Source organism: Paraburkholderia sp. BL21I4N1 (genome assembly GCF_002973525.1).
Classification (GTDB): domain Bacteria; phylum Pseudomonadota; class Gammaproteobacteria; order Burkholderiales; family Burkholderiaceae; genus Paraburkholderia.
Genome location: NZ_PVEN01000025.1, coordinates 1 through 24,064, shown reverse-complemented (window position 1 = coordinate 24,064; position 24,064 = coordinate 1). Strand labels below are relative to the sequence as shown.

The window sequence follows — 24,064 nt, the reverse complement described above, 5'->3', positions numbered from 1 at the left end:
ATGCCGAACCGTTCCATTCTCAGCCGCTACGATCTGTCGGCGTTCTTCGCGCGGCACGCCGATCTCGCCGTCGCGATCGGCCTGTTGGCCGTGCTCGCGCTGCTGATCGTGCCGGTGCCGCCGTTCGTGCTCGATCTGTTCATCTGCGTGAGCTTCGCCTCCAGCCTGACGATGCTGAGCACCACGCTGTATGTGTCGAAGGCCGCGGACCTCGCGAGTTTTCCGTCGCTGCTGCTGATCACCACGCTGCTGCGGCTCTCGCTGGCCATTGCGTCGACCAAGATGATTCTGTTGCATGCGCACGCCGGGCAGATCATCGGCGCATTCGGTGAACTAGTGGTGGGCGGCAACGTGGCGGTCGGCCTCGTGGTGTTCATCGTGCTCGCGGCGATCCAGTTCATCGTGGTCGCGAAGGGCGCGGACCGGGTCGCCGAAGTCGGCGCGCGCTTCACGCTCGACGGCATTCCCGGCCGGCAGATGAGTATCGACGCCGATCTGCGCTCCGGCGTGATCTCGCCCGCGCAGGCGAGCCGGGCGCGCGCGGCGCTCGAACGCGAAACGTATTTCTACGGCTCGCTCGACGGCGCGATGAAATTCGTCAAGGGCGACGCGGTCGCGGGGCTGGTCGTCGCGCTGGTGAATATCGTGGGCGGTCTCGCGATCGGTATCGCGCAGCGCGGCATGTCGTTCGCCGACGCGTTGCATACCTACACCATTCTCACCGTCGGCGATGGTCTGGTGGCGCAGATTCCGTCGCTGATCGTGTCGGTGTCGGCGGGCATCCTGGTCACGCGGGTGGCCTCGGCCGATAGTGTGGACGCGCATCTAGGCGGCGATATCTACCGGCAACTGACGGTGCAGCCGAAGGCGATCGGCATGGCCGGCGCGGCCTGTTGCGCGTTGGCCGCGATTCCGGGTTTCCCGCATCTGCAGTTTCTGCTGGCCGGCGGGCTGCTGGTGGTGCTGGCCATCACGCTGATGCGCAATGCCGCGGCGGCGACGAATTCGCAACGCGCCCTGATGCCGGGCATGACCCGCGACGGCGGCAACTACGTACCGCGCATTCTCGACGACGTCGAACTGGGCACGAGCGCGACCTTGCGGTTACGGCTCGGCCTGAAAGCGTTCGACGCCTTGCGGCCCGAAGCGCTGAACCGGCAACTCGGGCAGTTGCGGCGGCACCTGATGGTCGAACTGGGCGTGCCGTTTCCGGGCCTCGCGTTGCTGCGCGACGCGCGGCTCGCGCCGGAGCGCTACATCGTCGACGTCGAGGACGTGCCGTTCGCGAGCGGCACGCTGGTCGCCGCGCATACGCTGTTGAGCGGCGACGGTAGTCGCCTCACGTTCGAGGGCACCGAAGGCTACCGGCCGCGTGCCGAGCGATCGGTGTGGGTGCCGAACGCGCAGGCCGCCTCGGTCGACGATCCGGCGATCCGTAAAGCGAGCGTCGACGAAGCGCTATGCGAGCACCTCGGCGAAGTGTGCGAGCGGTCGGCGGCCGATTTTCTCGGCACTCAGGAAACGCGCTTTCTACTGGATCAGCTCGGGATCGAATTCCGCGAGCTGGTGGCGCAAGCGGTCCAGGCCGCGAACACGGTGCAGCTTGCCGGCGTGCTGCGGCAACTGCTGCAGCAGCGCGTGCCGATTCGCAATCTTCGGGCGATTCTTGAAGCCGTGGTGCGCGTGCCGGCGGGTGAACGCACGCTGGACCGGATGGTGCGCGAGGCGCGCATTCAATTGGGGCGGCAGATCTCGCGCAACTTCGCCGACCTCGAATCGTGGACGATTTCCGCGGCGGTGCTGGAGCCGGGCTGGGAGGCGAGCCTCGAGGCGCAGATCCGCGGCGGAGTCGACGGCGAGCCGGTGTGCGTGTTGCCGGCCGACGAGATGGAGCGGGCACAGCAGATCCTGGGCGCGGACCTGTCCGGCATCGGGCTGATCGTCACGAATGCGGTGCTGCGCCCGCATCTCGCGCGATTGTTGCGCGACTTTGGCTGGCGTACCGACGTGCTCGCGATAGAAGAGATTCCATTCGACATCTATCGGATTCAGACCATCGCGACGTTGGGCGCGCCATGACGGAGCGCGGGATGAAGTCGTTGGGAACGAGCTGGCCCACGTTTGCGTCCGCCCCCGAGTTGCGCGGCCGGGTGGTCGAGGCGCGCGGCGTGATTGCGCGGGTGGTGGGCGTGTCGTTGCGAATCGGCGAGAAGGTGCGGCTGGTGCGGCCGGATACGCTCGAGGCGCAGTACGGCGAAGTCGTCGGCTTCGCGCACGACGGCGCTCTGGTGATGCCGCTAGCCGGACTCGCCGGGCTGTCGGATATCACCGAGGTGCAGGGTTGCGGTGCGACGTGGGGCAGCGTCGACGCCACGGGTTTGCTCGGGCGGGTGGTGGATGGTCTCGGCAATCCGCTCGACGGTGGACCGTTGCCGCCGCAACGAGACATCGCGCGCGGTTCGGCGGGTTCAGCGGGTTTATTGGGCTCCGCGCGCTCCGTGGGCGGTGAGATCACGCTCAATCCGCTGGAGCGCCCGGTCATCACGACCCCGTTCGCCACCGGCGTGCGCGCGATCGATGGCCTGCTGACCTGCGGCGTCGGCCAGCGCACGGGCATCTTCGCGCCAGCGGGTGGTGGCAAGAGCACGATCATGGGGATGATCGCGAACGGCGCATCGACCGATGCGATCGTGGTCGCGCTGATCGGCGAGCGTGGCCGCGAGGTGGGCGAATTCATTCACGATCACCTCGCACACCGGCGCGCGTCGACCGTCGTGATCGCGGCGACGTCCGACCGTCCCGCGGCGGAGCGGATCAAGGCGGCGGAACTCGCGTCGCAGGTCGCGGTGGGATTGCGCGCGAGCGGGCGCAACGTGCTGCTGCTATTCGATTCGCTGACACGCTACGCGCGGGCGTTGCGCGAACTGGGCCTCGCGGTCGGCGAGCCGCCGCTGCGCGGCGGCTTTCCACCGAGTGTGTTCGCGCGCTTGCCTAAATTGATCGAAACCGCCGGCGTGACGGCACAAGGCAGCATTACCGGTTTCTACACCGTGCTCGCCGATGAATCCGATCTGTCGGACCCGGTCGCGGAAGAAGCGCGCTCGCTGCTGGACGGCCATATCCAGTTGTCGTCGAAGCTGGGGGCGTCCGGCCACTATCCGGCGATCGATATCTTGCGTAGCCGCAGCCGCTTGATGAACCGCGTCGCGGACCGGGCGCAACTCGCCGACGCAAACGGGGTGCGCGATTGGCTCGCGCGTTATGAAGAGGTCGAGATGCTGTTGCAGATCGGCGAATACGAGCGAGGGCATGACGGCGACACGGACCTGGCTATCGAGCGGCGTCCGGCGATCCAGCAGTTTTTGCGTCAACCATACGACCGCAGCAGTGAATGGGACGAGACGCGTGCGCTGCTGCATGCGTTGCGTGCCGGCGGGCGGACGGCGTGATGCGCGACCCGGCGCGGGAAGCGGCGTTCTGGCGGCTGCTGGTGCGCGTGCGAGGTTTGCGGGTGCGGCGCAAGCTGCGTGCGCTGGCCGACGCGCGGCGGCACGAACGGCACGCGGCGGATGCGTTCGCCGCGCGGCTTGCGGCGCTGGAGCAGCATGCGCGGCAACGGCAACGGGTGCTGACGTTTTGCCGGCGTAATGGACGCGTTGGCGCTCAATGGCGTGCCACGCTGCGCGCACACGATGCGCGCCTGGCCGGCTTGCAGCTGCAATTGAGCGAGGCGCGCGACGCGCACGCGGCGGCGCGCGCCGAAGCGGGGTTCGCGTTGAGAGCGTGGCAGGTGGAGCAAGGCCGGCACGATGATGCGAAGGAGCGTGTGCGGTTGGCGAGCGCGCGTCACCTGGCCATTGATGGAGAAAACGCCTAGCGTTGCGTGTCGAGGCGGCCGGAGCGCGGTTCGTGCTCGCGGTCGTGGTCGTGGTCGTGGTCGCGGTCGCGGTCGTGGACTCGCGGGCAGCGCGGGCGGGGCGGGCAGCGCGGACTGCCGGTCGATCGCCGGACGCCGCGAACACATGGCCGATGTGTTCGCGGCGAACATCGAGGATACCGCGCTGCGCTGTCGTCCCCGTTTCGTGCGGTTGGCTTATGCGGCTTTCTTGAAGTCGTCCGCGGTCGGTTGCTTGCCCGTGGCCGGGTCGATGAAGCCGCTGCCGTCGCGGGAGGCCACGATGGTGTAGCCGTCCGGCGTGGCGACGTCGAGCGCGCGGCCGTTGTTGCTCTTCTGCACGCTGAGCGCCGCCGAGTCCTGCTGACTCAGACCCGAGACCTGATACGCCTGATTGCCTTTGGTGATGGTGACCTGATCGGCGTACGAGACCGACGGGTTGTTCTTGGCCGCCTGGGTGCCCACGCTGATCTTGGTGTTGTCCGGCAGCATGAACGTCATCGGACCGTTGAACATCGCCGACGTTTTGTTGGCGCCGTTGGCATGCTGTTCGATATGCGGGTCACCGTAGATGTTTGTCGTATCGCCGGTCTTCTTGTTCGTCAGAAGCATCGACGAATTAGTTTTGCTGAAGTCGAGTTTGTAGTCGCCCAGATCGATACTGGTCTTGTTGTTGGCGACCGGCGTATTGCTCCATTGCGTCTGATCGGTCCGGCTCCGATCGTTGCAGCCGCAATTCCGGCCTTGCGACGTGCCGTTGCCGCCACGCGAGTAGTCGCCGTAGCCACCCTGACGGGTCGTGTGGCCCCAGCTTGCCTGCATGGCGTTGGCGGGCGCCCCGCGATTGATCGTTGTGCCTTGCGCAAAGAACGTGCTGCTTTGACCGTTCGCCGTGTTCTGACCGAAGACCGAGAACGTGCTCTTCGAAAAGCCGCTCGCCATGTTCGACATCGGCGAGGGCGCGTTGCGGCCGTTATTGAATGCCGGGATTCGCGAGAGTGACGACGCGCCGCCGAACTGCGCGGTCAGTTGAGTCAGGTTTGGGAAGAAAGAAGACGGATTTTGCAACGTTGCTTGCATGTCGTGATTCCTGAAATTAAAAGAAGCCAGGCTTGAGCCTGGCGAGTCGGGTCCACGTCGCCGGATCGGTTGGATCGGCGCCGCTTGATCAATAGTAGAGAGATGAGCGCGCGATTCGGCGTACTTATCTATACCCGTCACGCTATATTTGACTGCGGCTGTCGCGTCTGGCCGATAGTGACGATTTGCGCGTTCGTGCATCCAGATAGATAAGACCTGCTGACGGCGTTGCGGCATTTCAATGGGCCTGCATTTCTCCGATTTCTCCTTCAGACAGGGATAGCGAAATGAAGCTCCAGTCAGTCAGTAGTCAAGCGGTCGGCCGCGACGCGGCGGTGACGAATCGAAGCGATGCGCCGGGTGTTCGACTCGGGCCGGCGCCCGCGGTATTCGATACGTCGGCCGCGTCGCCGGCGGCGTTGCGGGGCGGCGTCGGGGCGGGGCCGACTCCGGCCTTGACCGCGCCTCGGTCTCCGCAACCCGGTACGTCGACCGGCGGTGAAACGCGCCCGGTCCTTGGACGATCTGAGCCATCGTCGCCTGCGGCGAAGCGTCGGCGTGTCGAGACGCGCGCGGCGGTTTCCGGCGCGCTGGTCTCCGCCATCGTCAGGCAGGCCGAAGCGGGGCTGCCGCCCAATCAGATAGCGAACAATCTGGGCTTGTCGGAACAGGCCGCTTGGCAGACGGAATTTTTATATTTGCAGAACGCGCTGCGAGGCGTGGATGAGCCGATCCGGATCGAACGTGCCAGTCTGCCGCCGGGCCTGGTGACTCCGCCGCCGACGTCGCCGGATGTTCGGCAAGCCGTGATCCGGCAATTGCGGGGTGGCGTCGATATGCCGGATATCGCACGCCACCTGGATCTGAGGGAGTCCCAGATTCAGGTCATCTACGGCCAGCTTCTCGACGCTGAGTTCGCGCAGCTCGATATGAGCGCCTTCAAGGCGATGACCGGATCGTCGAGCGGCGAGTCGCCCGAGTAGGCGTTTTGTGTGAGCCCGTTTCGACGCGCGGGTTAACACTGATCTCGGTGCCGAAGCGCGTCGACGTCTCCGTGCTAACCCTGGTTCCGATCGCGCCCACCCGCTCGGCATAAGCGTTGCTCCGTGCTGCCCATGACATTGCCTGGGCGCATCAGCTAACATAACAATCCCAGTATCTCTTGCACGATGCGCCGCGACGACCCGATGTAAGTGACGGGTAAGTTGCGGCATTTATCCTGGCAGCATGCCGTCGACCGCTCGCGCGCCGGCACAGGTTTCAGGTTTGATTTTCACCAAGGGGTTGTCGATGTCTGCGATTGAATCGGTTCTTCAGGAACGCCGCGTTTTCCCGCCCTCCGCTGAAGCAGCGGCCGGCGCCGCGATCTCCGGTATGGACGCTTATCGGGCGCTCGCCGCCGAGGCGGAACGCGATTACGAAGGTTTCTGGGGGCGCCTCGCCCGCGAGACGCTTAGCTGGAATACGCCCTTCACCAAGGTGCTCGACGAATCGAACGCGCCGTTCTACACGTGGTTCGAGGACGGCCGGCTGAACGCGTCGTACAACAGCCTCGACCGTCATGTGGAAGCGGGCAACGGCGAGCGCGTGGCGATCGTGTTCGAGGCCGACGACGGCACCGTCACCAACGTGACTTATCGGGATCTGCTGCAACGCGTGTCGCGCTTTGCGAATGCGTTGAAGAAGCGCGGCGTGAAGAAGGGCGACCGTGTGGTGATCTACATGCCCATGTCGATCGAAGGCATCGTCGCGATGCAGGCTTGCGCGCGGATCGGCGCCACGCATTCGGTGGTGTTCGGCGGCTTCTCGTCGAAGTCGCTCAACGAGCGCCTCGTGGACGTGGGTGCGGTCGCGCTCGTCACCTCCGACGAACAGATGCGCGGCGGCAAAGCGCTGCCGCTGAAGAATATCGCCGACGAAGCCCTCGCCATGGGCGGCTGCGAAGCGGTCACGAGCGTGATCGTCTATCAGCGCACCGGCGGCAAGGTCGCGTGGCACGAAGGCCGCGATCTGTGGATGCACGAACTCGCGCAAGCCGAATCGGATCAGTGCCCGCCGGAGTGGGTCGGCGCCGAGCATCCGTTGTTCATTCTCTATACGTCCGGTTCGACCGGCAAGCCGAAGGGCGTGCAGCACAGCACGGGCGGCTATCTGTTGTGGGCCGCGCAGACCCTGAAGTGGACCTTCGACTGGAAGCCCACCGACGTGTTCTGGTGTACCGCCGACATCGGCTGGATCACGGGCCATAGCTACATTACGTATGGTCCGTTGACGCTCGGCGGCACCCAGGTCGTGTTCGAAGGCGTGCCCACGTATCCGAACGCCGGCCGCTTCTGGGACATGATCGCGAAGCACAAGGTTTCGCTGTTCTACACGGCGCCTACCGCGATCCGCTCGCTGATCAAGTCCGCCGAGGCCGACCAGAAAGTGCATCCGAAGAGCTACGACCTGTCGTCGCTGCGCATTATCGGCACGGTCGGCGAGCCGATCAATCCGGAAGCGTGGGTGTGGTATCACGAGAACGTCGGCGGCGGCCGCTGCCCGATCGTCGACACGTGGTGGCAAACCGAAACCGGCGGTCACATGATTACGCCGCTGCCGGGCGCCACGCCGCTGGTGCCGGGTTCGTGCACGCTGCCGTTGCCGGGCATCATGGCCGCGGTCGTCGACGAAACCGGCCAGGACGTGCCGAACGGGCAGGGCGGGATTCTGGTGGTGAAGCGTCCGTGGCCTTCCATGTTGCGTAACGTGTGGGGCGACCCGGACCGCTACAAGAAGAGTTATTTCCCCGAAGAGCTCGGCGGCAAGCTGTATCTCGCCGGCGACGGCGCGGTGCGCGACAAGGACACGGGTTACTTCACGATCATGGGCCGTATCGACGACGTGCTGAACGTGTCGGGTCACCGGCTCGGCACAATGGAAATCGAGTCGGCGCTGGTGTCGAATCCGCTCGTGGCCGAAGCCGCGGTGGTGGGGCGACCCGACGCGACGACCGGTGAGGCCGTGTGCGCCTTCGTCGTGCTCAAGCGTGCCCGTCCGGACGGTGAGGAAGCGGTGAAGCTCGCCAACGAATTGCGCGCGTGGGTCGCCAAGGAAATCGGCCCGATCGCAAAACCGAAGGACATCCGTTTCGGCGAGAACCTGCCGAAGACGCGCTCGGGCAAGATCATGCGTCGCCTGTTGCGCTCGCTTGCAAAGGGCGAGGAAATCACCCAGGACGTGTCGACGCTGGAGAACCCGGCGATTCTCGATCAGCTCGGCGAGTCGCTGTGAGCTAGCGTCGTTCTGGTCGGGTGTGCGTCTCGGGATGCGCGGCTGACCGGATGATGCGATCTCTCGCTCCACTTGCTCTGTAAAAAGCCACCGCGCGGACAATCCCGATTGCCTGCCCGGTGGCTTTTTGATACATAGGCGCATGGCCGCGCCGCACCACTCCTCTCACGCTACGTTGAATCCTCCACCTGAACCGCCCGCGGTGTCGGCGGCGATGGCGCGCGCGCATCGCAAGTACTGGCGCTTCAACGTCGCGTTGATCGCGACGTTGATGACGTTGGGCTTTCTCGTGTCGTTCGTTCTGCCGTTGATGGCGCCGGCGTTGGAACAGGTACGGATGGGCGGATTCAGTTTGCCGTTCTACTTCGGCGCACAAGGCGCGATTCTGGTCTACATGGCGTTGATCGTCGTATATATCCTGCTGATGCAGCGCGCAGACCGCCGCTTGCAGCGTGCGTTCGAGGCGGATGGTCGCGTGAACGACGATGCGCTTTCCGGCGGCAATGCCGGCGCGGATACCCGCGCACCTTCGACGCGCGGACGTTGAGTCCATGAAGCTCACGAACCGGCTGATCCGCTCCTATACGTTCTACACGCTCGGCTTCCTTCTGTTCATCTACGTGATGTGGCGTATTGAACGGACCACCGGCCCCGGTGTATGGATCGGCTATGTGTTCCTGTTCGTGCCGATCGCGGTTTATGCGGTGATCGGCCTGCTGTCGCGCACTTCGGATCTGGTCGAATACTACGTGGCGGGGCGGCGCGTGCCGTCCGCGTTCAACGGCATGGCGACGGCCGCCGACTGGTTGTCGGCGGCGTCGTTCATCGGCCTTGCGGGGTCGATCTATGCGACCGGCTACGACGGCCTCGCGTATCTGATGGGCTGGACCGGCGGCTATTGCCTCGTCGCGTTTCTGCTCGCGCCGTACGTGCGCAAACTGGCGCGTTATACGATTCCCGATTTTCTCGGCACGCGCTTTTCGAGCAACGCGGTGCGCGGGCTCGCGGCGCTGGCGGCGATTCTCTGTTCGTTCGTCTATCTGGTCGCGCAGATTCAGGGCGTGGGTCTGATCGCGACGCGTTTTATCGGCGTCGATTTTGCGGTGGGTATTTTCTGCGGGCTCGCGGGCATTCTGGTGTGCTCGTTTCTGGGCGGCATGCGTGCCGTCACGTGGACTCAGGTCGCGCAGTACATCATTCTGATCGCGGCGATATTGATACCCGTGTCGATGATCGCGCACAAGGACGGTCTCGGCTGGCTGCCGCAATTCAACTACGGACGGTTGATGGAACGTGTTGAGGGTCTCGAGAAACAGGTGCGCGACGCGCCGCTCGAACAGACCGTACGCGACGACTATCGACGCCAGGCCGCCCGGATGCAGACGCGGCTCGATACGCTGCCGCAATCGTTCATCGACGAGAAGTTGCGCCTCACGCAGGAGGTGGCCGATTTGCGCCGCCACAATGGGCCGTTGCGCGAGATCAAGGAACGCGAGAAAGCGCTCGACCAGTTTCCTCGCGATGCTGCCGCCGCGCAGATCGTCTGGAGCCAGCGCCGCGATGAAATGCTGATGCGCGCCGCCGCGCCGGTGCCGATGCATGAGCCGTTTCCCGCAGCCAACGACGAGGAACGACGCATTCATGAGCGCAATTTTTTGTCGCTGCTGCTGTGCCTTTCGCTGGGAACGGCGAGCTTGCCGCATATTCTGACGCGCTATAACACGACGACGTCGGTGGCGTCCGCGCGACGTTCGGTCGGCTGGACGCTGTTTTTCGTCGCGCTGTTTTATCTGACGGTGCCGGTGCTGGCCGTGCTGATCAAGTACGAGATATTGACCAATCTGGTCGGCCATCATTTTGCCGATCTGCCGCAATGGTTCACGCAATGGAATCGGGTGGAACCGCGTTTGATCAGTTTGAACGATACGAACCTCGACGGCATCGTGCGGTGGAGCGAGATTCAGATGCAGCCGGACATGGTCGTGCTCGCCGCGCCCGAGATTGCGGGGCTGCCGTATGTGATGTCGGGATTGATCGCGGCGGGGGCGTTGGCCGCGGCGCTGTCGACCGCCGATGGTTTGCTGCTCACGATCGCGAATGCGTTATCGCACGACGTGTATTACCACATGGTCGATCCGGCGGCGTCGAGTCAGCGGCGCGTGACGGTTTCGAAGATTCTGCTGCTGGGGGTGGCGCTGTTCGCGTCGTATGTGGCGTCGTTGAATACGGGGAATATTCTGTTTCTGGTGGGGGCGGCGTTTTCGCTGGCGGCGTCGAGTCTGTTCCCGGTACTGGTGCTGGGCGTGTTCTGGAAGCGCACCACGCGACTGGGCGCGGTGGCGGGCATGTTGGCGGGGCTGCTGGTGTGCATCTATTACATCGTTTCGACGTATCCGTTCTTTACGCAGATGACGGGTTTCGCCGGCGCGAGGTGGTTCGGGATCGAGCCGATCAGCTCGGGTGTGTTCGGCGTGCCGGCGGGGTTTCTGGTGGCGATCGGCGTGAGTCTCGTGGACCGGAAACCGGATGCTTATACGCGGGCGCTGGTGGACTACATCCGGCATCCTTAGCGCGGTTTGCATAGGGGTGTGGCGCAGGGCCCGAAGTTTGCTATAATTCGGCTCCCCGCCGGAGAGATGGATGAGCGGTTTAAGTCGCACGCCTGGAAAGCGTGTATAGGTTAATACCTATCCGGGGTTCGAATCCCCGTCTCTCCGCCAAAGATATGAATGATAAGCCGTTGAATCTTAAAGGATTCAGCGGCTTTTTGTTTTCCAACTCACGATTCAACTATCAAACGGTTGACCGCTATGTCCAGTCTTTAAGACGGCGACTCCGTGCAGCGCGCTTAGCCCGAATTCGTCACGTTTCAACCGGTGGACGAAACCGAGTGAGTAGAGCGGAGCAATATTTCGGCCGCGGCGAGGAGATGGGGCAGCGTTGTCTTGGCTGCCTCAAGCGCGTATGTGGCATTCGGTCAACAGCTAGTCTCAGCCGTCGGCCTCACGCTGCGGCATCGGACTCAATCGTTGCTCGCCTACCAGTTAGCGTTGCCGTGCTCGTCTGTAAAGATTCACGACACTTCGGCGTGCGCCCGTATGGCGCAATCCCAAGCCTCGTCGAAATAGCTCTGGTACTTCATAGGGGGGAGACTGTCCGAACACGATGCCATGTCTGATCAACGTTTGGACTTCGGAGTTGTCCAAACCGATTTCGGCAAGAGCCTCTGTGCCGAGCGGTGCCGCCACCTTTTCGGCCTGCAATCTGAATTTAGCGAAAATCGGTGCAAGTTCGGAGATTTCTTCTTCTGTCTCGTGAACCTTTGCATTGCTTGTGGGTTCTATGGCGTTTCTCAGCGCTCGCGGCACCAGTAGTCTTCCGGGATACATCGACACTTCATCCTCCTCGGGCGTGTTGGTCGCGGCATTCGATAGCAAGCGAACGAGGTCGCGTGGCACCAGTCGGCCACGGAGATCGGAAAGCACGGCGATAGTCCAAGTTGCCGTATAGGCTTCTCTAGTTCGCTTCCCCGGGATATCATCTGGTCCCAGCTTTTTACCCCATAGACGTTCTAAACGGCTTGTCTTATCAGAAAGGCTTAGAGCACTAAACTCGGGCGACCACAAGTCAGGTAGGGCTTGCGATTGTGTCGCCAACCAAGCCGCAAGCTCTAGTACGTCGCCCTCCGTCCACGAGAGCGCAAACGCGGAGTACTCTCGACGATACTGATCGAGATTCTGCTTCACCGCTGCCTCAACCGTGTCTCGCCGCGCAAATACGACAACTCCCACAGGGCGACGCGCTTCTGACCGTAGTTTCTGAGGAAGTGATACCAAAACAGCTCGCATTGCCGTATCGACGCCGGGCTCGCTGGACGTGGTGTAAAGCTCTTCTAGACCTTCTATGATCGCGACAATAGTGTGTCCCTTTGTGCGAAGCCATTCAATGAAGTCATTTCCGGCACCCACTGTCGCAGGCTTAAATCCAGCGCTCCAAGCGACGACGTCTAACCATATTCCGACCCACACTTGTTCGGTATGATCTGCACCGAATTGCTCTTTTAGCCACGAAGTTGTTTCATAAATATTCATCGGCTTCTCTAGGCCGAGCAATTTAGCGGCGGCCCCTCTAGCCGCATCCACCTCAGACTGAAACTTCGCGCTGGACTGAATTGACGCGCATACAGGGACGAGAGTGGCACCGATGGCACCGGTTCGTCCTAATAGTTCGGCGACCGCTTTGTCCCACTGTCCTTGGGCGATAAAGAACCTAGCCGCGAGCGTTTTTCCGGTTCCTTTGGCTCCTTCGCTAACCGCGATAGGAACTTCCGACTGGAATCGCTGGGCCAACGCAGCGAGAGATTGAGTAACCAGTGGTTTGGGAACCTGTCCTTCGGCATTCTCTGCGGCAATCAGTTGTTCCGAATAGACCGCCAGTTCCTGTCGGCTTGTGTCGTGTATGGGAGGCGCGATTTCTTGCACCGCTTCCGGGGCGTGCGCTGAAACAGAGTCGAGTTCTGCGGCAATCCATTGATCAATTCCCGGGCCAATGATCTTCGAGAAGCCGCTGCCTGTGATTTGCTCGACGTAGCTGCTCCACTCGCCAGACAAGACCTGAATGTCTGGCAGCTCAGGGATTTCCACTTGTAGGAACGGGTCCAACTCGGGCAAATCATCATAGATTCCCTGCGACGCCGCTTTCTCCTCTGGCTGGTCCGAAACTAAACTCGAGAGAAGGTCGGAGACAAGTGGCTCGATCAATTTCTTGTCCATGCCTGTCTGCTTGAAAACGGCGGGCACCCTATTGATGACGAGAAGGGGCCGTCGAGGAAATCCACCCGACCGCCGCATTTCTCTGGCAAGGAATCGAACCAACGCTGCCGTTGCCCGAATGGACTGATCTGCCAAGGTCGTCACGAGGATTGGCGCTACGTTTGGGTCCATCGCTAGGTTCACGCCGAGTGGCACCAACCCGGCGCGGACGTCGACTACCACTCCGCCGCATCCCAATTTTTCTGCGATCTGAGAAAGCACATCCGCGAGCGCGAAAGGGTGGTCCGGCGTGGAAAGGTGCTCTGGCCGAATTGATGAGCTCGCCAATTCATCTATGTCGCGACGAAGGGGGAGCACAAACAGATTCCCGGGAATGGCATGATCGCGTAGTCGCTCTGCGGCAAACGCTATCGTTTCTGGTGCCCCAACCGCCTCTTCGGAGTGTGCAAGCGTAATCACATCCTCTAGGGAGATTTTTGGAGTGCCCGCATAACCTTGAAAAAGATAACTGATGCCTGGCGCTTCGAGGTCGGCGTCGACCAACAGTATCGGCCGGTTGATGGTGGCGGCCCAGCGAAGAGCGAAGGCTGTGGCTGTTGTTGTACGTCCGGTTCCACCTTTGACACTGAGGGCTGCAACAACTGGTACTGGGCGAATAGTGGCATCCGACCGTGGCGGTTGTGAAAATTCAATCACACCGTCAACGATCCCAAACGATTGCCGAAAAACGGATTCGCTATCAACGACCACGGTTTCTATGGGTAGCTCCGCCGCATGCTGCGGGCCGTCTAGTTCGAGTCGCAGTGGTTGGTGGCGCACGCGTGTGGGGAATAACTGCTCAAGCCAATCAGCGATTTGCTCATCGCTCACTTGCGCTCGCGTCTCGAGTTCCACGCCGAACCAGCCGACTCGCGCCCGGACTATTGACGGAGGGAATTCGGGCGAGTTGGGCGCTAACGCCGCGAGGCGTCGTGCGACATCCATCCACGTCAGGGGGGACTGGTTAACAGAGTTCATCCGTTTTTCTTACACCACTCGATTAATGAAGAAAGCCACGTGCAAAGCGCCTGGGTGTTTTGCAATTTTTCGCCATACCGCCAAGCTTGGTGAAGGATGCTTACGTCGCCGCGAACACCGGTTCGCACAAGCTGAATTGTGGGGGGCGCGCCGACACTCGAACGCGGAATGTTCAATGCGTTCATCATCGCTACCAGATTATGGATAAAACTTCTCGCAGGTTGTGCCGACCCGCGGCTTTCATCCGTATGCCTTAGATTATTCCGGAACATGTAAACAGCCTTCAGAGCGCACTCTGCAGCGTAGAACAGAAGAAGCGCTCCCGAATCTTCGTTATGGACCATCTCCCGGTTCGCCGACGCCGATAGCTCTTCGGCTCTGCGTCTCAATGCTAATGCGGGCGGATTGACCACGGCCCTGTCCAATTTTGAGTTCCCATCGTATTTGCTTGCGTCTTCTCAGCTAGTTAATTGGAAATGACTTTAACAGGGTCGCATCGTCGTGAGCAAGCGAAGCTAGATACCACATCTCCGGCTCACATGCGGGCTGGTAGTGGTAGACCGCGCGCTGGCGCGTGACACCTATCCGATCTCCGCACATGCTCTCTTGACTGTGGCCGTTCCGACGCCGAATTTCTCAGCGGTTTCTCGTATGCTTGCACCTCTGTCGGTCCGCCATGCCTTGATCGCCGCGTAGTCATACGAGCGCGCGCGTCCGGTGTATTTCCCTTCCGCCTTCGCAATCGCAACGCCCCGACGCTGCATTTCCGCCCGGTTTCGATAATCGGCTTCGCCCTGTGCAGCCATGAATGCCAGTACTGCATCTCGCGTGGCCTTTTCAATCGGGTCCTTCGCGTTTCCGTCGAACGCCATTCCGTTGAGCGTGCATTCAATGCGCACGCCCTGTTGCATGAGCCGGTGCATCGTTCGATGCAGTTCATCATACCGGCGACTGATTCGATCTAGCCAGCGGACGATGAGCACGCCACCGTGCCGCAGATCGTGCTCGACTTTCTGCCACTGCTCGCGGTCTTCGGGGGGTACGTGGTAGCCACTGACGCCCTCGTCTATGAATACGTCCTTCTCGTGTACACCGTGCAATCTGGCGTCCTCGGACTGGCTTATGGATGACTGGCCGTCAGTGGTCGAAATCCGCCCATAGTAGCGTTTGCGCATGGTTTCATGTGGATCAATTGAATTGATAGCTCAATTATACCATGTGGCTCACTAGCGGTTGATCCTATTGATCTACGTTGAGCGGCTATTGCCCACGGCTCGTCAGGGTGTACCCAAATGATCCCCGGTAGAGCGCGCAAAAAAGCCGATCTTGATTAAGAACGGGCGAGCAGTTCGCGGCTATCCCAGACTACCGCGATGGCCGGTGCGCAAAGCTGACATCCGCACTGTGAGACACCATACAATCGACATGGGCAGTCTTTCTAAAACTCACGGGGAATATAAATGTCAGCAATCTGGGCGGATAGGCAGCGTCGAACAAACCGGCTAATGAGGACAATCGCTGCGCACCTGTTTTCCGATAGCATGCCGCCACCGACACCGGATCAGGTTTACGGACTTTGCAAGCTCACGTGGATTACAAAAAGCTACAGCACTGAAGATGCATCGTACATAAAAAGCACGAAAATTCCGGCGCTGGGTGCTATATTTGGTAGAGATTACTCCGGTAGATCATTAGATTACGTGGCGCGCGACATAGCGAAAACGTTGAAATCTCGCGAAATCGAGGACCTTATCCGAAGCCACACTGGTTTCACGAACCTGTACAACGTCTTCAGAAATTCATCTCGAAGTTGGCTCGCCGAAAATTTTTCGACGACGCTTCCGCTTTTCAGACGAGCTTTAATTCTTGAAAGCGACGCTGATGCTATGGGGTTAATCAGGAAAATTGAAAGATTGCCGGGAATTCCAAAGCCTAACCAACCTGATCAGCCAATGAACCCGGGCCATCTTCTCACTCCTGCCTTTTTTGGACTCGACCCCCGCCTTCGGTTTCCGCTGATCAATGGCGCTAAACGGCTTAACTCGTTGCTCATGGCTTTAAAGATAAAAAACGAACCACTGCCAGTTCAATTTGACACGCTGATAAAGCTTATCGGGTCGAAGAATATCGAGGATGCTGCTGATCTAGATCAGGTAGGTGGAGAGCTTCATAATTTTCTCGGCGATTCCAAAGGAAATTCGCCAATGCAAATTCTCGGGGAGCAACCAACTGAGGGGAACGAGTTGCCACTCAAGGACGATAGCGATATCGAGACGATTAAACAAGCACAAACCTTGAAGCGACGGCGTCTCCACAATACGATTACAAACAAGCTGAGGCACCTTCTTCAGGGATACAACCTCCTAGAGGGAAACAGCAAATCGGCCCAATTCGACGTCATGGTCAAGAATTTCGACGGGAGAAAAAATGATCTGCTCATCGAAGTTAAAAGTTCGATTGACGTTGCGGATGTCCGTATGGCGATTGGACAGTTACTCTCATATTGGTTTGTTGTGAGAGGTGCGACGAAATGGGAGTCGACATATCTCGCGATACTGTTGCCCGAAAAACCTGCGGCGGAGATACAAGACCTGTTGAAATGGTGTGGGTTGGGACTTTTATGGTTCAATAACGATGGTCTTGAGACGTCGTGTTCATGGCTTCAGAATCTAGCGAACTCGCACTGACTTGGAAATTGATGAGCGATCCACTATTGAACGGCCTCTTGCGCATCGACCGTCCGACTAGCGGATTCATTGCTGGTCGAATGCTCGAAACACAGTTGGATCGTGAGCAGCTAAGAGAAAAAGCAAAGCCTATTGCGATTCGCTCAACTGCTGGTCGTCTTCGAAGACGTGGCGTCAATACCCATCTTGCACCATTTGCCGCGTATGTCTATCCACTCAGGACCCAGAGGCTTTATGCTTTGGTGGAATCGCGACTGTCTTTACGTACGTGTCGTCGACACTGATCTTCAGTAGTTCAACCTTGTACCCGTACCCTACCAACAATCTGCGGGTGTTGTTTAGATTTACTCTTGAGAAGAACGGAAGGTGCAGCTTGTCGCCTGCTGCTTCGCTGATGATAGCGTAGACAATAGTGAACTCGTCTTGTGCAGGCCGCTTATCGATCTGTATCAGTTCCTTATGTGGCGGGTCTAACCGAGCACGCGCTTTACTTCTGAAGTCGGCATCGATCTGAATGAGTTGCCCAGAAACAAATCCCTGTGCGAATAGATGACTCAATACGCTTGATTTGCTATAAAGCTTTACGTGTATGAATTCTCGGTCAATCGAAAACAAATCGCATATTTCAACTTGCCCATGTCCGCCGCCATGCATTACCTTCTTTTTATCATCCAGTAGTGCGTAAATCGATGGTTCGGCTGCGGCCACCATCGAGTTATATGCGCCTTCACCATTGCCGGTGTATTCTGATAATTTTAAGCCGGAATACGGTATCGTTGAAAATTCCGCATTGGTTTTCGCAACGAAGTCCGTCGCCACCTTAAACCATTTACCGTCGCTCAGGATATATTTGACACCAGAGAGATCAACTTCTGAGTATAGGCATTTGAAGATTGGCCAAGATTTGAACACCTTGTTGTGGTCGGCGTCAGCGCAGTGCACATGTCTAGAACGCAGAAGATCAAGGGTAAGCGGTGTCCCGTGCTTTACAGTTGAAAGGAAGCCTTTGAGATTGATATCTGAATGAATCTCCTTGCCTCCTTGTGTGTACATGAACCCCTTGACCATTGTCCAGTCGATAATTTCCGGAATGGACAGCCAGATGTCGTCGACTTGCCCCGTAGCAAGCTTCTCATTCAGTGCGGCATCGAGGGTACCAACTAACACTGAATTCGCGACCATCGACATGTTGTTTACCCACTGATAGTCCTCCACGCTCAGCTGGGTTTCGAACTTTTTTCGATACTCATCCAGCAGGAAGGGTAGATCGGCAAGGTCCATTTTCACTGAGACCAAGAGGGAATCGCTTCCGGTCACCCGATTGCCAAGTGCATGATTTAACGGAGCACCTACGATTGCCTTTAACATATCTTGTTCAACATTGAGGCCAAACTGCTCCGGAGTTGTCTCCTGTCCCGACTGAATACGGGTATGGCTTTGAATGGCGTCTAGCGACTGAACATCCACGCATCGAAAACTCTTCGGGTCGACCAAGTTGAGGGCGCATAGCAGCCCAAATCTTTCTTCCCAAACTTCATCTCGAAGTAGGAATCGGCCTGCGTGCCCAAAAGCGAGCGCGAAACATCGTTCACCTACAGGTAAGAAGAAAACTGCCGAGACACCGGGCATAGCCAATGAACCGAGGTCAACATATCCTTGGAACAGCGACGCCCATTTCGGTGGCTTCGGCGGAGATTTCTTGATATATAGACGCCCGTTTCCGCAACCGGTTATCGGTATGTCCACTGGCGGCTCGCATGCATTGCCGTCCACCACTTGTTCGGCGGTCGTGTACTGCGGCTTGATGAGAAAGACACTCAAGTGATTTACTTTTTTCTCGTTGTTCACTTGCACCCCCAGTCTTCAAACACGTTCTTTGTGTTTCGTTAGACTAGCAGAAATCGATCTGTAGCCGAAGCGTCGAGTCCGCCGCCGGAACCATGTACACGAAAGAACAGCAGATGCCGCGGAAATGGCTTTGCCGCACTGTGATCGAAAGACGGCGAGCTTACAATTGTCTCCAAGGTCCCTTTCTGCGCGACGACAGCGGCCATTGACCAATGAGGCGCTAGATTAGCGGGCTACGGGAGGTAACAACTTTGCCGTTATGCAACAAGAACGGCTATCGGATCAGTGTTCGTATTGGATGGAACAGAGGCACTGGATTTTCAACCGCTTTTTCTTCGACAAGCTGTTGATGGCTTGGCTACAGTGACTCGGTACAGCACACCGAGAAATGGTTTAGGATTGTAATGTGCCTGATATATTCGGCAGTACGTGGGCAGAAGCGGGCTTTCGACGTGCATTCGGGAAACGTTGACAATCCGGCGAATGCCTATGAGCCGGTTTACAGATGACCTGACTCGGCGGGGGCTTTGGAAGATTACACCATAAATGAAAAAGCGCTTGGCCCTCTACGTGGGGGAAGAGGCATCTCGGAGGGGTTATGACAGTAGCAAACAATTTGTCCATGGACAAATTTTTATCGATGCTTGAAAAGGCAGTGAGACCTCAGTTTTTCTTGCTTGCCACAAGTTTTTTGTTTTTTTTGGATTCGATGGCGGCTTATTTTTCTGGTGTCGGGATTAAAGATATTGTGGAAGGTGGTGGTCGATTTGACGTCTCGCTTGCACTAGAGGTCGCGTTGATATTTGTCGCATTTTCTGGACTTATATCACTAGTGTTTCCGACGTTGATGGTGACAGTTGTTCTTGTCTACATTGATCTCCAGTATCGCGTTTGGAAAACTTCCTACCACATAAAGAAGAGTTGGCTTGGAATTAAAGACGATCCATTCAATCGCCAGAGAAGGCAGCATAATTGCGTGCGGCCGACTGAGTTATTGCGTGAGGCACACGAGAAAGAAAGCAAATTCCTGATGGATAGATACGCAGAGTATGAATGTGGTGAGCAAGAGGGCCGGGTTGCTCAAAGGGAGGTTCAAGTATATGCATTCTGCGCACTGATTTTTGTCGCCTGCAATTATTTTTTACCGGGGAGCTATTCGAATCACACGATTTCGAATTGGGCGGTGGGTTACTGTGGTGCAAGTTTCCCTGTTTGGGTGACAATCGGGATTTTCTGCTGGTTTGTCGTTTTGCCAGTGCATCAGGATGATCTAAATAAAAAATGGATTTATTGTCCACCCCTTTATGAAAAATTGGAGGCTGAGGAGGAGCAGCATCGAAAAACCGAACAGGAATGGAAAAAGAAGATGGGGTTACGCCCCTCACCCGACTGACCCGCCCGGTTCTCCTTCAACCGACTATCTGCGATGACCTCTTTCGACGGGAGCCGTCGCACCGTGCAAGGAACAGTTCGAATGGCTGTAATATGGAAGATTGGATGACCACAACAGGGCGATCTGAGCCGATCGATATCGAGCTCTGTCCAGCCAATGAACCACCGTTCGAAGCGGCCTGCGGGCCAGCCCAGCGGGAGCGCGGCTACGGTTGCAGCTTCAATGTCACTGCAGACGCTTCAGTAGGTGCTAGTCACACTTGATGCCTATCAGATATATTGCTGGAATGCAATGATTACGGGATTTCATAATGGCTAAGCTGCACTATTTTCGCATTTACTCAGCTACTGGGATTTATGAGCCTAACCCGAATATGGATGTGGTGCTGCTGAGTGGCGATCAGGTTGTCGTTCGGCTTTTGGGATGCAATGTATATGCATCAGTTTTGGATGAATGGCTAATTGCCCCAGGCAAGAGTTTTGTTGATCTAGAGAACGGTGATAAAAAACGGCTTCAATTGCGTCGGAACTCATGTTTGGCACACAGTTCCAGTCATGCCACTATTTATGTTAACGCAAGCGTGCCTTTGGCTAATGTGGATTTGCAGTCGATCAAAAATTCTGAAGGCGCAGTTTTGGATAAGCTTCCGCATAAGTCCATAGCTGCGACTGCGTTTGGCTCGGTTACTACCGCGATATCTTTGTCGAGATTTAAAAATATCTCGAGAAATTATGATCTCATACTCGATGGTTATTACGCTTTCGATGAGAAATCGGGCGGTTTTCAAAAGTTATTTCCCAATAATTTTTCTGATAGTTACACTGCGACGAAAATTACTGACGAAGAAATTCTAAAGGTAACTGCATTGGCTGAGGCTCTCTGTCAAGACGGAGAGTTACGATCTGTTGTGGACCTTTTTTCTGATGCGCTCACACCCCATGAGAGCGGGCATTTGCACGCGTTCATTGCTGCCTGGACTGGTCTCGAGATGTTTATCGCGAAGCAGTTCAAGGAGCTTCAATCAAGCGTTGAGATTAGCATAAAAGGTTATCCCGCCCATAAGGTATTTTCAGAACGCATGCTTGATGTAATGAAGGATAAATATCGCCTGCTAGATAAGTTCGTGGCTTTATCAAATTATTACAATGAAGTCGATGCTGACGATGATATATCTTTATTCAAAAATCTTAAGCGCGTTCGCGATGATTTTTTCCACAGCATGGAAGGCGATATAGATTCTCTGCCGCTAGATAAAACTAGGGAGTTGCTCGAAAAATATTTGAAACTCTACATGGGACGTGACAAACGAGCCGGTTGAGCCGCATTTACAGTATTCCCGCATGTAGTCTGTAGCGGCAGCCGCTTGGACCGATATTCGCCACCGCAACTTGTTATGGTCGAATAGTGCCCGACAGGATCGCTCCCGCTGGACGCGTCGGCTGCTCGGCTTGCGCTTGAGGATGGTCGTGGGCAACCTCCCAGGAAAACTCGGAAGAAGATTATCCGAATCTGTTGAAATACGCCGCCCCTGTTGCCCGAACGTTCCAATGAGACAGATAACCTTTATCGATGTCAAGTACGGTGGCAAGTGTATTAGCCAAGCGGCAGCTGTGGGTTGAGAGGCGACCCGGGCGGCCTAATCACGGCAACAGGGCCAGCGCCGCGATCAACGCTCCACAAGAGAAAGAAACCGTTCAGCGATAAGTCCATTCGCATAGTCAGACATGTGATCGCCGTAGCTATAAAGGTATTTCCCGTTCATCGTCATCGGGCAGACATTTCGCTGCGAGTCGCACAACACAGACGCAGGATTGTAGACAGTCAGATCGAGATGGCACGCTGTCAACTGGTCAACGATGGCGCGTTAGGCAGATGCGCCTTCGAGATAACTGAGATAACATCTAATGGACGTACCGGTGATGCTCCATTTTCGACCTAGCGACGGCGCACTTTCTGTATGGCAACCGGTGAGCACCGTATCGCAATGAGAGGATGCCAAACGCACTACCTGCCAAGCGTTTCCTCGCTGCGACGCAATACTGCCTCGTGAGCTGACGGTATCTAGGCCTTCTCAAATGCGTCTCTTCCGAACACAAACATCTGCAGACAAAGCAGCTTCAGCAAGCAAATCTGAATCTTGTTGCACCGAATCAGATAGTCAGAATACGAGATGTCTTGCCATGGTTTGGTGTCACCAGTTCTGTATTGAATCGTATATTTCGAATTTTGTTTGGTCCGTAGACCTTGATGATGCGAGCCATTCCTCAACGTACTGTCAAACTCGCTCCACAATGGAAGAAATTCAATTCGCGCTTCAATACAGCGTGCCCGGCCTGATTTGTCGGTACTCAAATACTGCTTCAGGTCCATTCTCTCGAACTGATGGTACTGGCGACCATTCAGAATATTGTTGAGACAAGCTGGCAAAACCAAGCCGGACGATAACTGCTCGAACGCTGTTCCGTAAAAATGACGTACCAGATGAAGCGCTCTAGCTGACGGCTGAAGCTGTGGTTCTGCGGTGACCCCCCTTGCTGCATAAAACCATGCCTGACTAAGTTGATCGTAACCGCGTAGATAGTCTTTAAGGACTTCGATCTGACGGTCCAGAAAATCAGGCACGACATCAGCCAACAATTTCGCGCGCAGTTCTTTGAACTGGTGGGGCGACAGTTCAAATGCGCGCTTGGCTTGCTCGGTGATGGTGTGCACATCGCCGTAAGCGCTCTTCCCAATAAAAGCACTAACGACAATTGCGATAGCATCCGGGGTGCCCTGAATATGAACGCCCGTTATTTTCGTCAACTCATCGAGTTGTACTCTCGCGAGATCGTCTTTGCCCCTCTTCCTCAATTCAATCGACTTTAGAGTGGCAGCGATGCCCTCACGAATCCCTCGTGCCATCCCTGCTTCATCGATGATATCTCGGTAACGCGGGCCTTCATCTTCCGCGAGTCTCACCACATCCTTCATGGCGTGCATCCATGGAAATGCGCCGTCCTGATGAAGCTGATCCTCGGGCACCAAGAATGTAGCATCAAGGTTCGTAATTGTGCCTTCGTCTTGTGTCCACTCCGCATTTTCAAGTTTAACGTCGGTTATCCTTGGCCCGGTGATCTTTCCAAGGCCGGGGATTTCAATCGTTTCTCGATCTACGAAGTCGAGACTGAGTTCGATGACTCCATCCTCGCCGCACCCTTGACATTCAAAGGTGTGACGTTGTCGCGCATTGATGCCGAGCGTGACACGTAAGGTATTGGCATGGCCGCACAGAGTACATCTAGTGGGGTAGCGTTTGATCATTGGAATTTTCCTAGCCTGGCTCAGGTTCTAATCGATTTTTGTATAGATCAGCCAATGCAAGATTGGCGTTGATGCAATAAGACTGCCGTAATACGTCCGGCGAGGCGTAGCAGGAGTGCGTTATATGGTACATCTATGTCAGGCCATTTTAGCGTTGCAGGGCTAACGCTTTGCGCCTGCACAGTTGTTTCCATAGAGGGCGATGGCAACTTGATTACCGGGAGGTCATGAGGGGCTTACTACATTGTCTATGCCGGATCAGAGCACAGTCGCGGTACGACTCAGCCTGGGCAGGCGAGAATGACGTGACGCTCCCACACGACCGTTTCCCAGCCACCGGTCACGATCCGAATGCGCGCAATAACTGGAACTCGTTGGCCGTCGAACAAGAGCGTTAAGGCGCAGACTCAGATTGAATGGCTGATATTGGGTGCGGCGACCATTCCCCGAGGGTTGCGGATTCAATCGGTCGGTGAGGGACGCCCGGGCGGGATAGTTACGGCGACAGTGCCGGTACCGCGATCAACGCCTCACGAGCGGAAGAAACCGCTCAGCAACAAGTCCATTCGCGTAGTCGGACATGTGATCGCCGTAGCTGTAAAGGTATTTCCCGTTCATTGTCATCGGACAGACATTCCGCTGCGAATCACACAGCACCGACGTAGGATCATAAACAGTCAGATCTGGATGACGGGTTATCAGTATCCGTCAGCGAAACCCGTTGGGGCGGTTTTGCGCGGCTAAATGTCGACGATCTTTCGCAGTAAAGAGTACGAAACGCGCCAGTGGCCATCGG

Annotated in this window: 17 protein-coding genes and 1 tRNA gene; 11 read left to right on the top strand and 7 right to left on the bottom strand. The window is 57.4% G+C overall.

Annotated elements, in window-relative coordinates; genetic code table 11:
- Genes B0G83_RS35050 through B0G83_RS35040 form a run of 3 tightly spaced genes read left to right on the top strand, consistent with a single transcriptional unit; the run spans position 1 to position 3,877 of the window.
- Positions 1-2,079, top strand: coding sequence for a flagellar biosynthesis protein FlhA (locus B0G83_RS35050; RefSeq protein WP_105511885.1), 2,079 nt, complete (start codon positions 1-3; stop codon positions 2,077-2,079).
- Between the two features lie 11 nt (positions 2,080-2,090).
- On the top strand, positions 2,091-3,449 hold the full coding sequence (locus B0G83_RS35045) for a FliI/YscN family ATPase (protein WP_105511928.1): 1,359 nt from the start codon (positions 2,091-2,093) through the stop codon (positions 3,447-3,449).
- A complete protein-coding gene (locus B0G83_RS35040) occupies positions 3,449-3,877 on the top strand; it encodes a hypothetical protein (protein ID WP_258168459.1) in 429 nt (142 codons plus the stop codon). Before B0G83_RS35045 ends, B0G83_RS35040 begins: the two co-directional genes overlap by 1 nt.
- 216 nt (positions 3,878-4,093) lie before the next feature.
- Here B0G83_RS35040 and B0G83_RS35030 read toward each other — a convergent pair whose 3' ends face one another.
- Positions 4,094-4,975, bottom strand: coding sequence for a DUF1521 domain-containing protein (locus B0G83_RS35030; RefSeq protein ID WP_181157164.1), 882 nt, complete (start codon positions 4,973-4,975; stop codon positions 4,094-4,096).
- 287 nt (positions 4,976-5,262) lie between these two features.
- On the opposite strand from B0G83_RS35030, the gene B0G83_RS35025 reads away from it, so the two are divergent.
- The 5 genes from B0G83_RS35025 (at position 5,263) to B0G83_RS35005 (ending at position 10,968) form a co-directional block, all read left to right on the top strand.
- A complete protein-coding gene (locus tag B0G83_RS35025) occupies positions 5,263-5,958 on the top strand; it encodes a hypothetical protein (protein WP_105511882.1) in 696 nt (231 codons plus the stop codon).
- A gap of 307 nt (positions 5,959-6,265) precedes the next feature.
- On the top strand, positions 6,266-8,248 hold the full coding sequence (acs, locus tag B0G83_RS35020; RefSeq protein ID WP_105511927.1) for an acetate--CoA ligase: 1,983 nt from the start codon (positions 6,266-6,268) through the stop codon (positions 8,246-8,248).
- 142 nt (positions 8,249-8,390) lie between these two features.
- Positions 8,391-8,795: a DUF4212 domain-containing protein gene (locus B0G83_RS35015; protein ID WP_181157163.1), complete on the top strand. Its 405-nt coding sequence runs from the start codon at positions 8,391-8,393 to the stop codon at positions 8,793-8,795.
- A 4-nt stretch (positions 8,796-8,799) separates the two neighbouring features.
- Positions 8,800-10,818, top strand: a complete 2,019-nt coding sequence (locus B0G83_RS35010; RefSeq protein WP_105511880.1) for a sodium:solute symporter family protein — start codon at positions 8,800-8,802, stop codon at positions 10,816-10,818.
- A gap of 60 nt (positions 10,819-10,878) precedes the next feature.
- A tRNA-Ser gene (locus tag B0G83_RS35005) sits at positions 10,879-10,968 on the top strand.
- Positions 10,969-11,292: 324 nt separating this feature from the next.
- On the opposite strand, the gene B0G83_RS35000 is transcribed toward B0G83_RS35005, so the two are convergent.
- Positions 11,293-13,890: a KGGVGR-motif variant AAA ATPase gene (locus tag B0G83_RS35000; RefSeq protein WP_146120346.1), complete on the bottom strand. Its 2,598-nt coding sequence runs from the start codon at positions 13,888-13,890 to the stop codon at positions 11,293-11,295.
- 728 nt (positions 13,891-14,618) lie between these two features.
- A complete protein-coding gene (locus tag B0G83_RS34995) occupies positions 14,619-15,212 on the bottom strand; it encodes a recombinase family protein (RefSeq protein WP_105511878.1) in 594 nt (197 codons plus the stop codon).
- 285 nt (positions 15,213-15,497) lie between these two features.
- Here B0G83_RS34995 and B0G83_RS38380 point away from each other — a divergent pair, with 285 nt between their 5' ends.
- On the top strand, positions 15,498-16,724 hold the full coding sequence (locus B0G83_RS38380; protein ID WP_146120345.1) for a hypothetical protein: 1,227 nt from the start codon (positions 15,498-15,500) through the stop codon (positions 16,722-16,724).
- Positions 16,725-16,940: 216 nt separating this feature from the next.
- Here the strand turns inward: B0G83_RS38380 and B0G83_RS34985 are convergent, their stop codons facing one another.
- Complete coding sequence (locus B0G83_RS34985; RefSeq protein WP_181157162.1) at positions 16,941-18,572, bottom strand: TIGR04141 family sporadically distributed protein; 1,632 nt, start codon at positions 18,570-18,572, stop codon at positions 16,941-16,943.
- Between the two features lie 598 nt (positions 18,573-19,170).
- Between B0G83_RS34985 and B0G83_RS34980 the strand changes: the two genes are divergently transcribed.
- Both B0G83_RS34980 and B0G83_RS34975 read left to right on the top strand, forming a co-directional pair.
- A complete protein-coding gene (locus tag B0G83_RS34980) occupies positions 19,171-19,965 on the top strand; it encodes a hypothetical protein (RefSeq protein ID WP_146120344.1) in 795 nt (264 codons plus the stop codon).
- 310 nt (positions 19,966-20,275) lie between these two features.
- Entirely contained in the window at positions 20,276-21,283 is a 1,008-nt protein-coding gene (locus B0G83_RS34975; RefSeq protein ID WP_146120343.1) for a hypothetical protein, read from the top strand.
- 348 nt (positions 21,284-21,631) lie between these two features.
- On the opposite strand, the gene B0G83_RS39655 is transcribed toward B0G83_RS34975, so the two are convergent.
- The 3 genes from B0G83_RS39655 to B0G83_RS38950 all read right to left on the bottom strand — a co-directional run bounded on the left by B0G83_RS39655 (position 21,632) and on the right by B0G83_RS38950 (position 23,967).
- Positions 21,632-21,823, bottom strand: coding sequence for an SGNH hydrolase domain-containing protein (locus B0G83_RS39655; protein WP_374954969.1), 192 nt, complete (start codon positions 21,821-21,823; stop codon positions 21,632-21,634).
- A gap of 203 nt (positions 21,824-22,026) precedes the next feature.
- The gene (locus B0G83_RS34970) at positions 22,027-23,268 is read right to left on the bottom strand and encodes a hypothetical protein (RefSeq protein ID WP_146120342.1); all 1,242 of its coding nucleotides are present in this window, start codon (positions 23,266-23,268) and stop codon (positions 22,027-22,029) included.
- 522 nt (positions 23,269-23,790) lie between these two features.
- Entirely contained in the window at positions 23,791-23,967 is a 177-nt protein-coding gene (locus B0G83_RS38950) for an SGNH hydrolase domain-containing protein (RefSeq protein ID WP_258168466.1), read from the bottom strand.
- Positions 23,968-24,064: the final 97 nt, after the last annotated feature.

Excerpts from the sequence above, each read along its gene's own strand:
- B0G83_RS35050 (WP_105511885.1), top strand. The coding sequence starts at position 1 with ATGCCGAACCGTTCCATTCTCAGCCGCTACGATCTGTCGGCGTTCTTC.
- B0G83_RS35045 (WP_105511928.1), top strand. The coding sequence starts at position 2,091 with ATGAAGTCGTTGGGAACGAGCTGGCCCACGTTTGCGTCCGCCCCCGAG.
- B0G83_RS35040 (WP_258168459.1), top strand. The coding sequence starts at position 3,449 with ATGCGCGACCCGGCGCGGGAAGCGGCGTTCTGGCGGCTGCTGGTGCGC.
- B0G83_RS35030 (WP_181157164.1), bottom strand. The coding sequence starts at position 4,975 with ATGCAAGCAACGTTGCAAAATCCGTCTTCTTTCTTCCCAAACCTGACT.
- B0G83_RS35025 (WP_105511882.1), top strand. The coding sequence starts at position 5,263 with ATGAAGCTCCAGTCAGTCAGTAGTCAAGCGGTCGGCCGCGACGCGGCG.
- acs (WP_105511927.1), top strand. The coding sequence starts at position 6,266 with ATGTCTGCGATTGAATCGGTTCTTCAGGAACGCCGCGTTTTCCCGCCC.
- B0G83_RS35015 (WP_181157163.1), top strand. The coding sequence starts at position 8,391 with ATGGCCGCGCCGCACCACTCCTCTCACGCTACGTTGAATCCTCCACCT.
- B0G83_RS35010 (WP_105511880.1), top strand. The coding sequence starts at position 8,800 with ATGAAGCTCACGAACCGGCTGATCCGCTCCTATACGTTCTACACGCTC.
- B0G83_RS34995 (WP_105511878.1), bottom strand. The coding sequence starts at position 15,212 with ATGCGCAAACGCTACTATGGGCGGATTTCGACCACTGACGGCCAGTCA.
- B0G83_RS38380 (WP_146120345.1), top strand. The coding sequence starts at position 15,498 with ATGTCAGCAATCTGGGCGGATAGGCAGCGTCGAACAAACCGGCTAATG.
- B0G83_RS34980 (WP_146120344.1), top strand. The coding sequence starts at position 19,171 with ATGACAGTAGCAAACAATTTGTCCATGGACAAATTTTTATCGATGCTT.
- B0G83_RS34975 (WP_146120343.1), top strand. The coding sequence starts at position 20,276 with ATGGCTAAGCTGCACTATTTTCGCATTTACTCAGCTACTGGGATTTAT.
- B0G83_RS34970 (WP_146120342.1), bottom strand. The coding sequence starts at position 23,268 with ATGATCAAACGCTACCCCACTAGATGTACTCTGTGCGGCCATGCCAAT.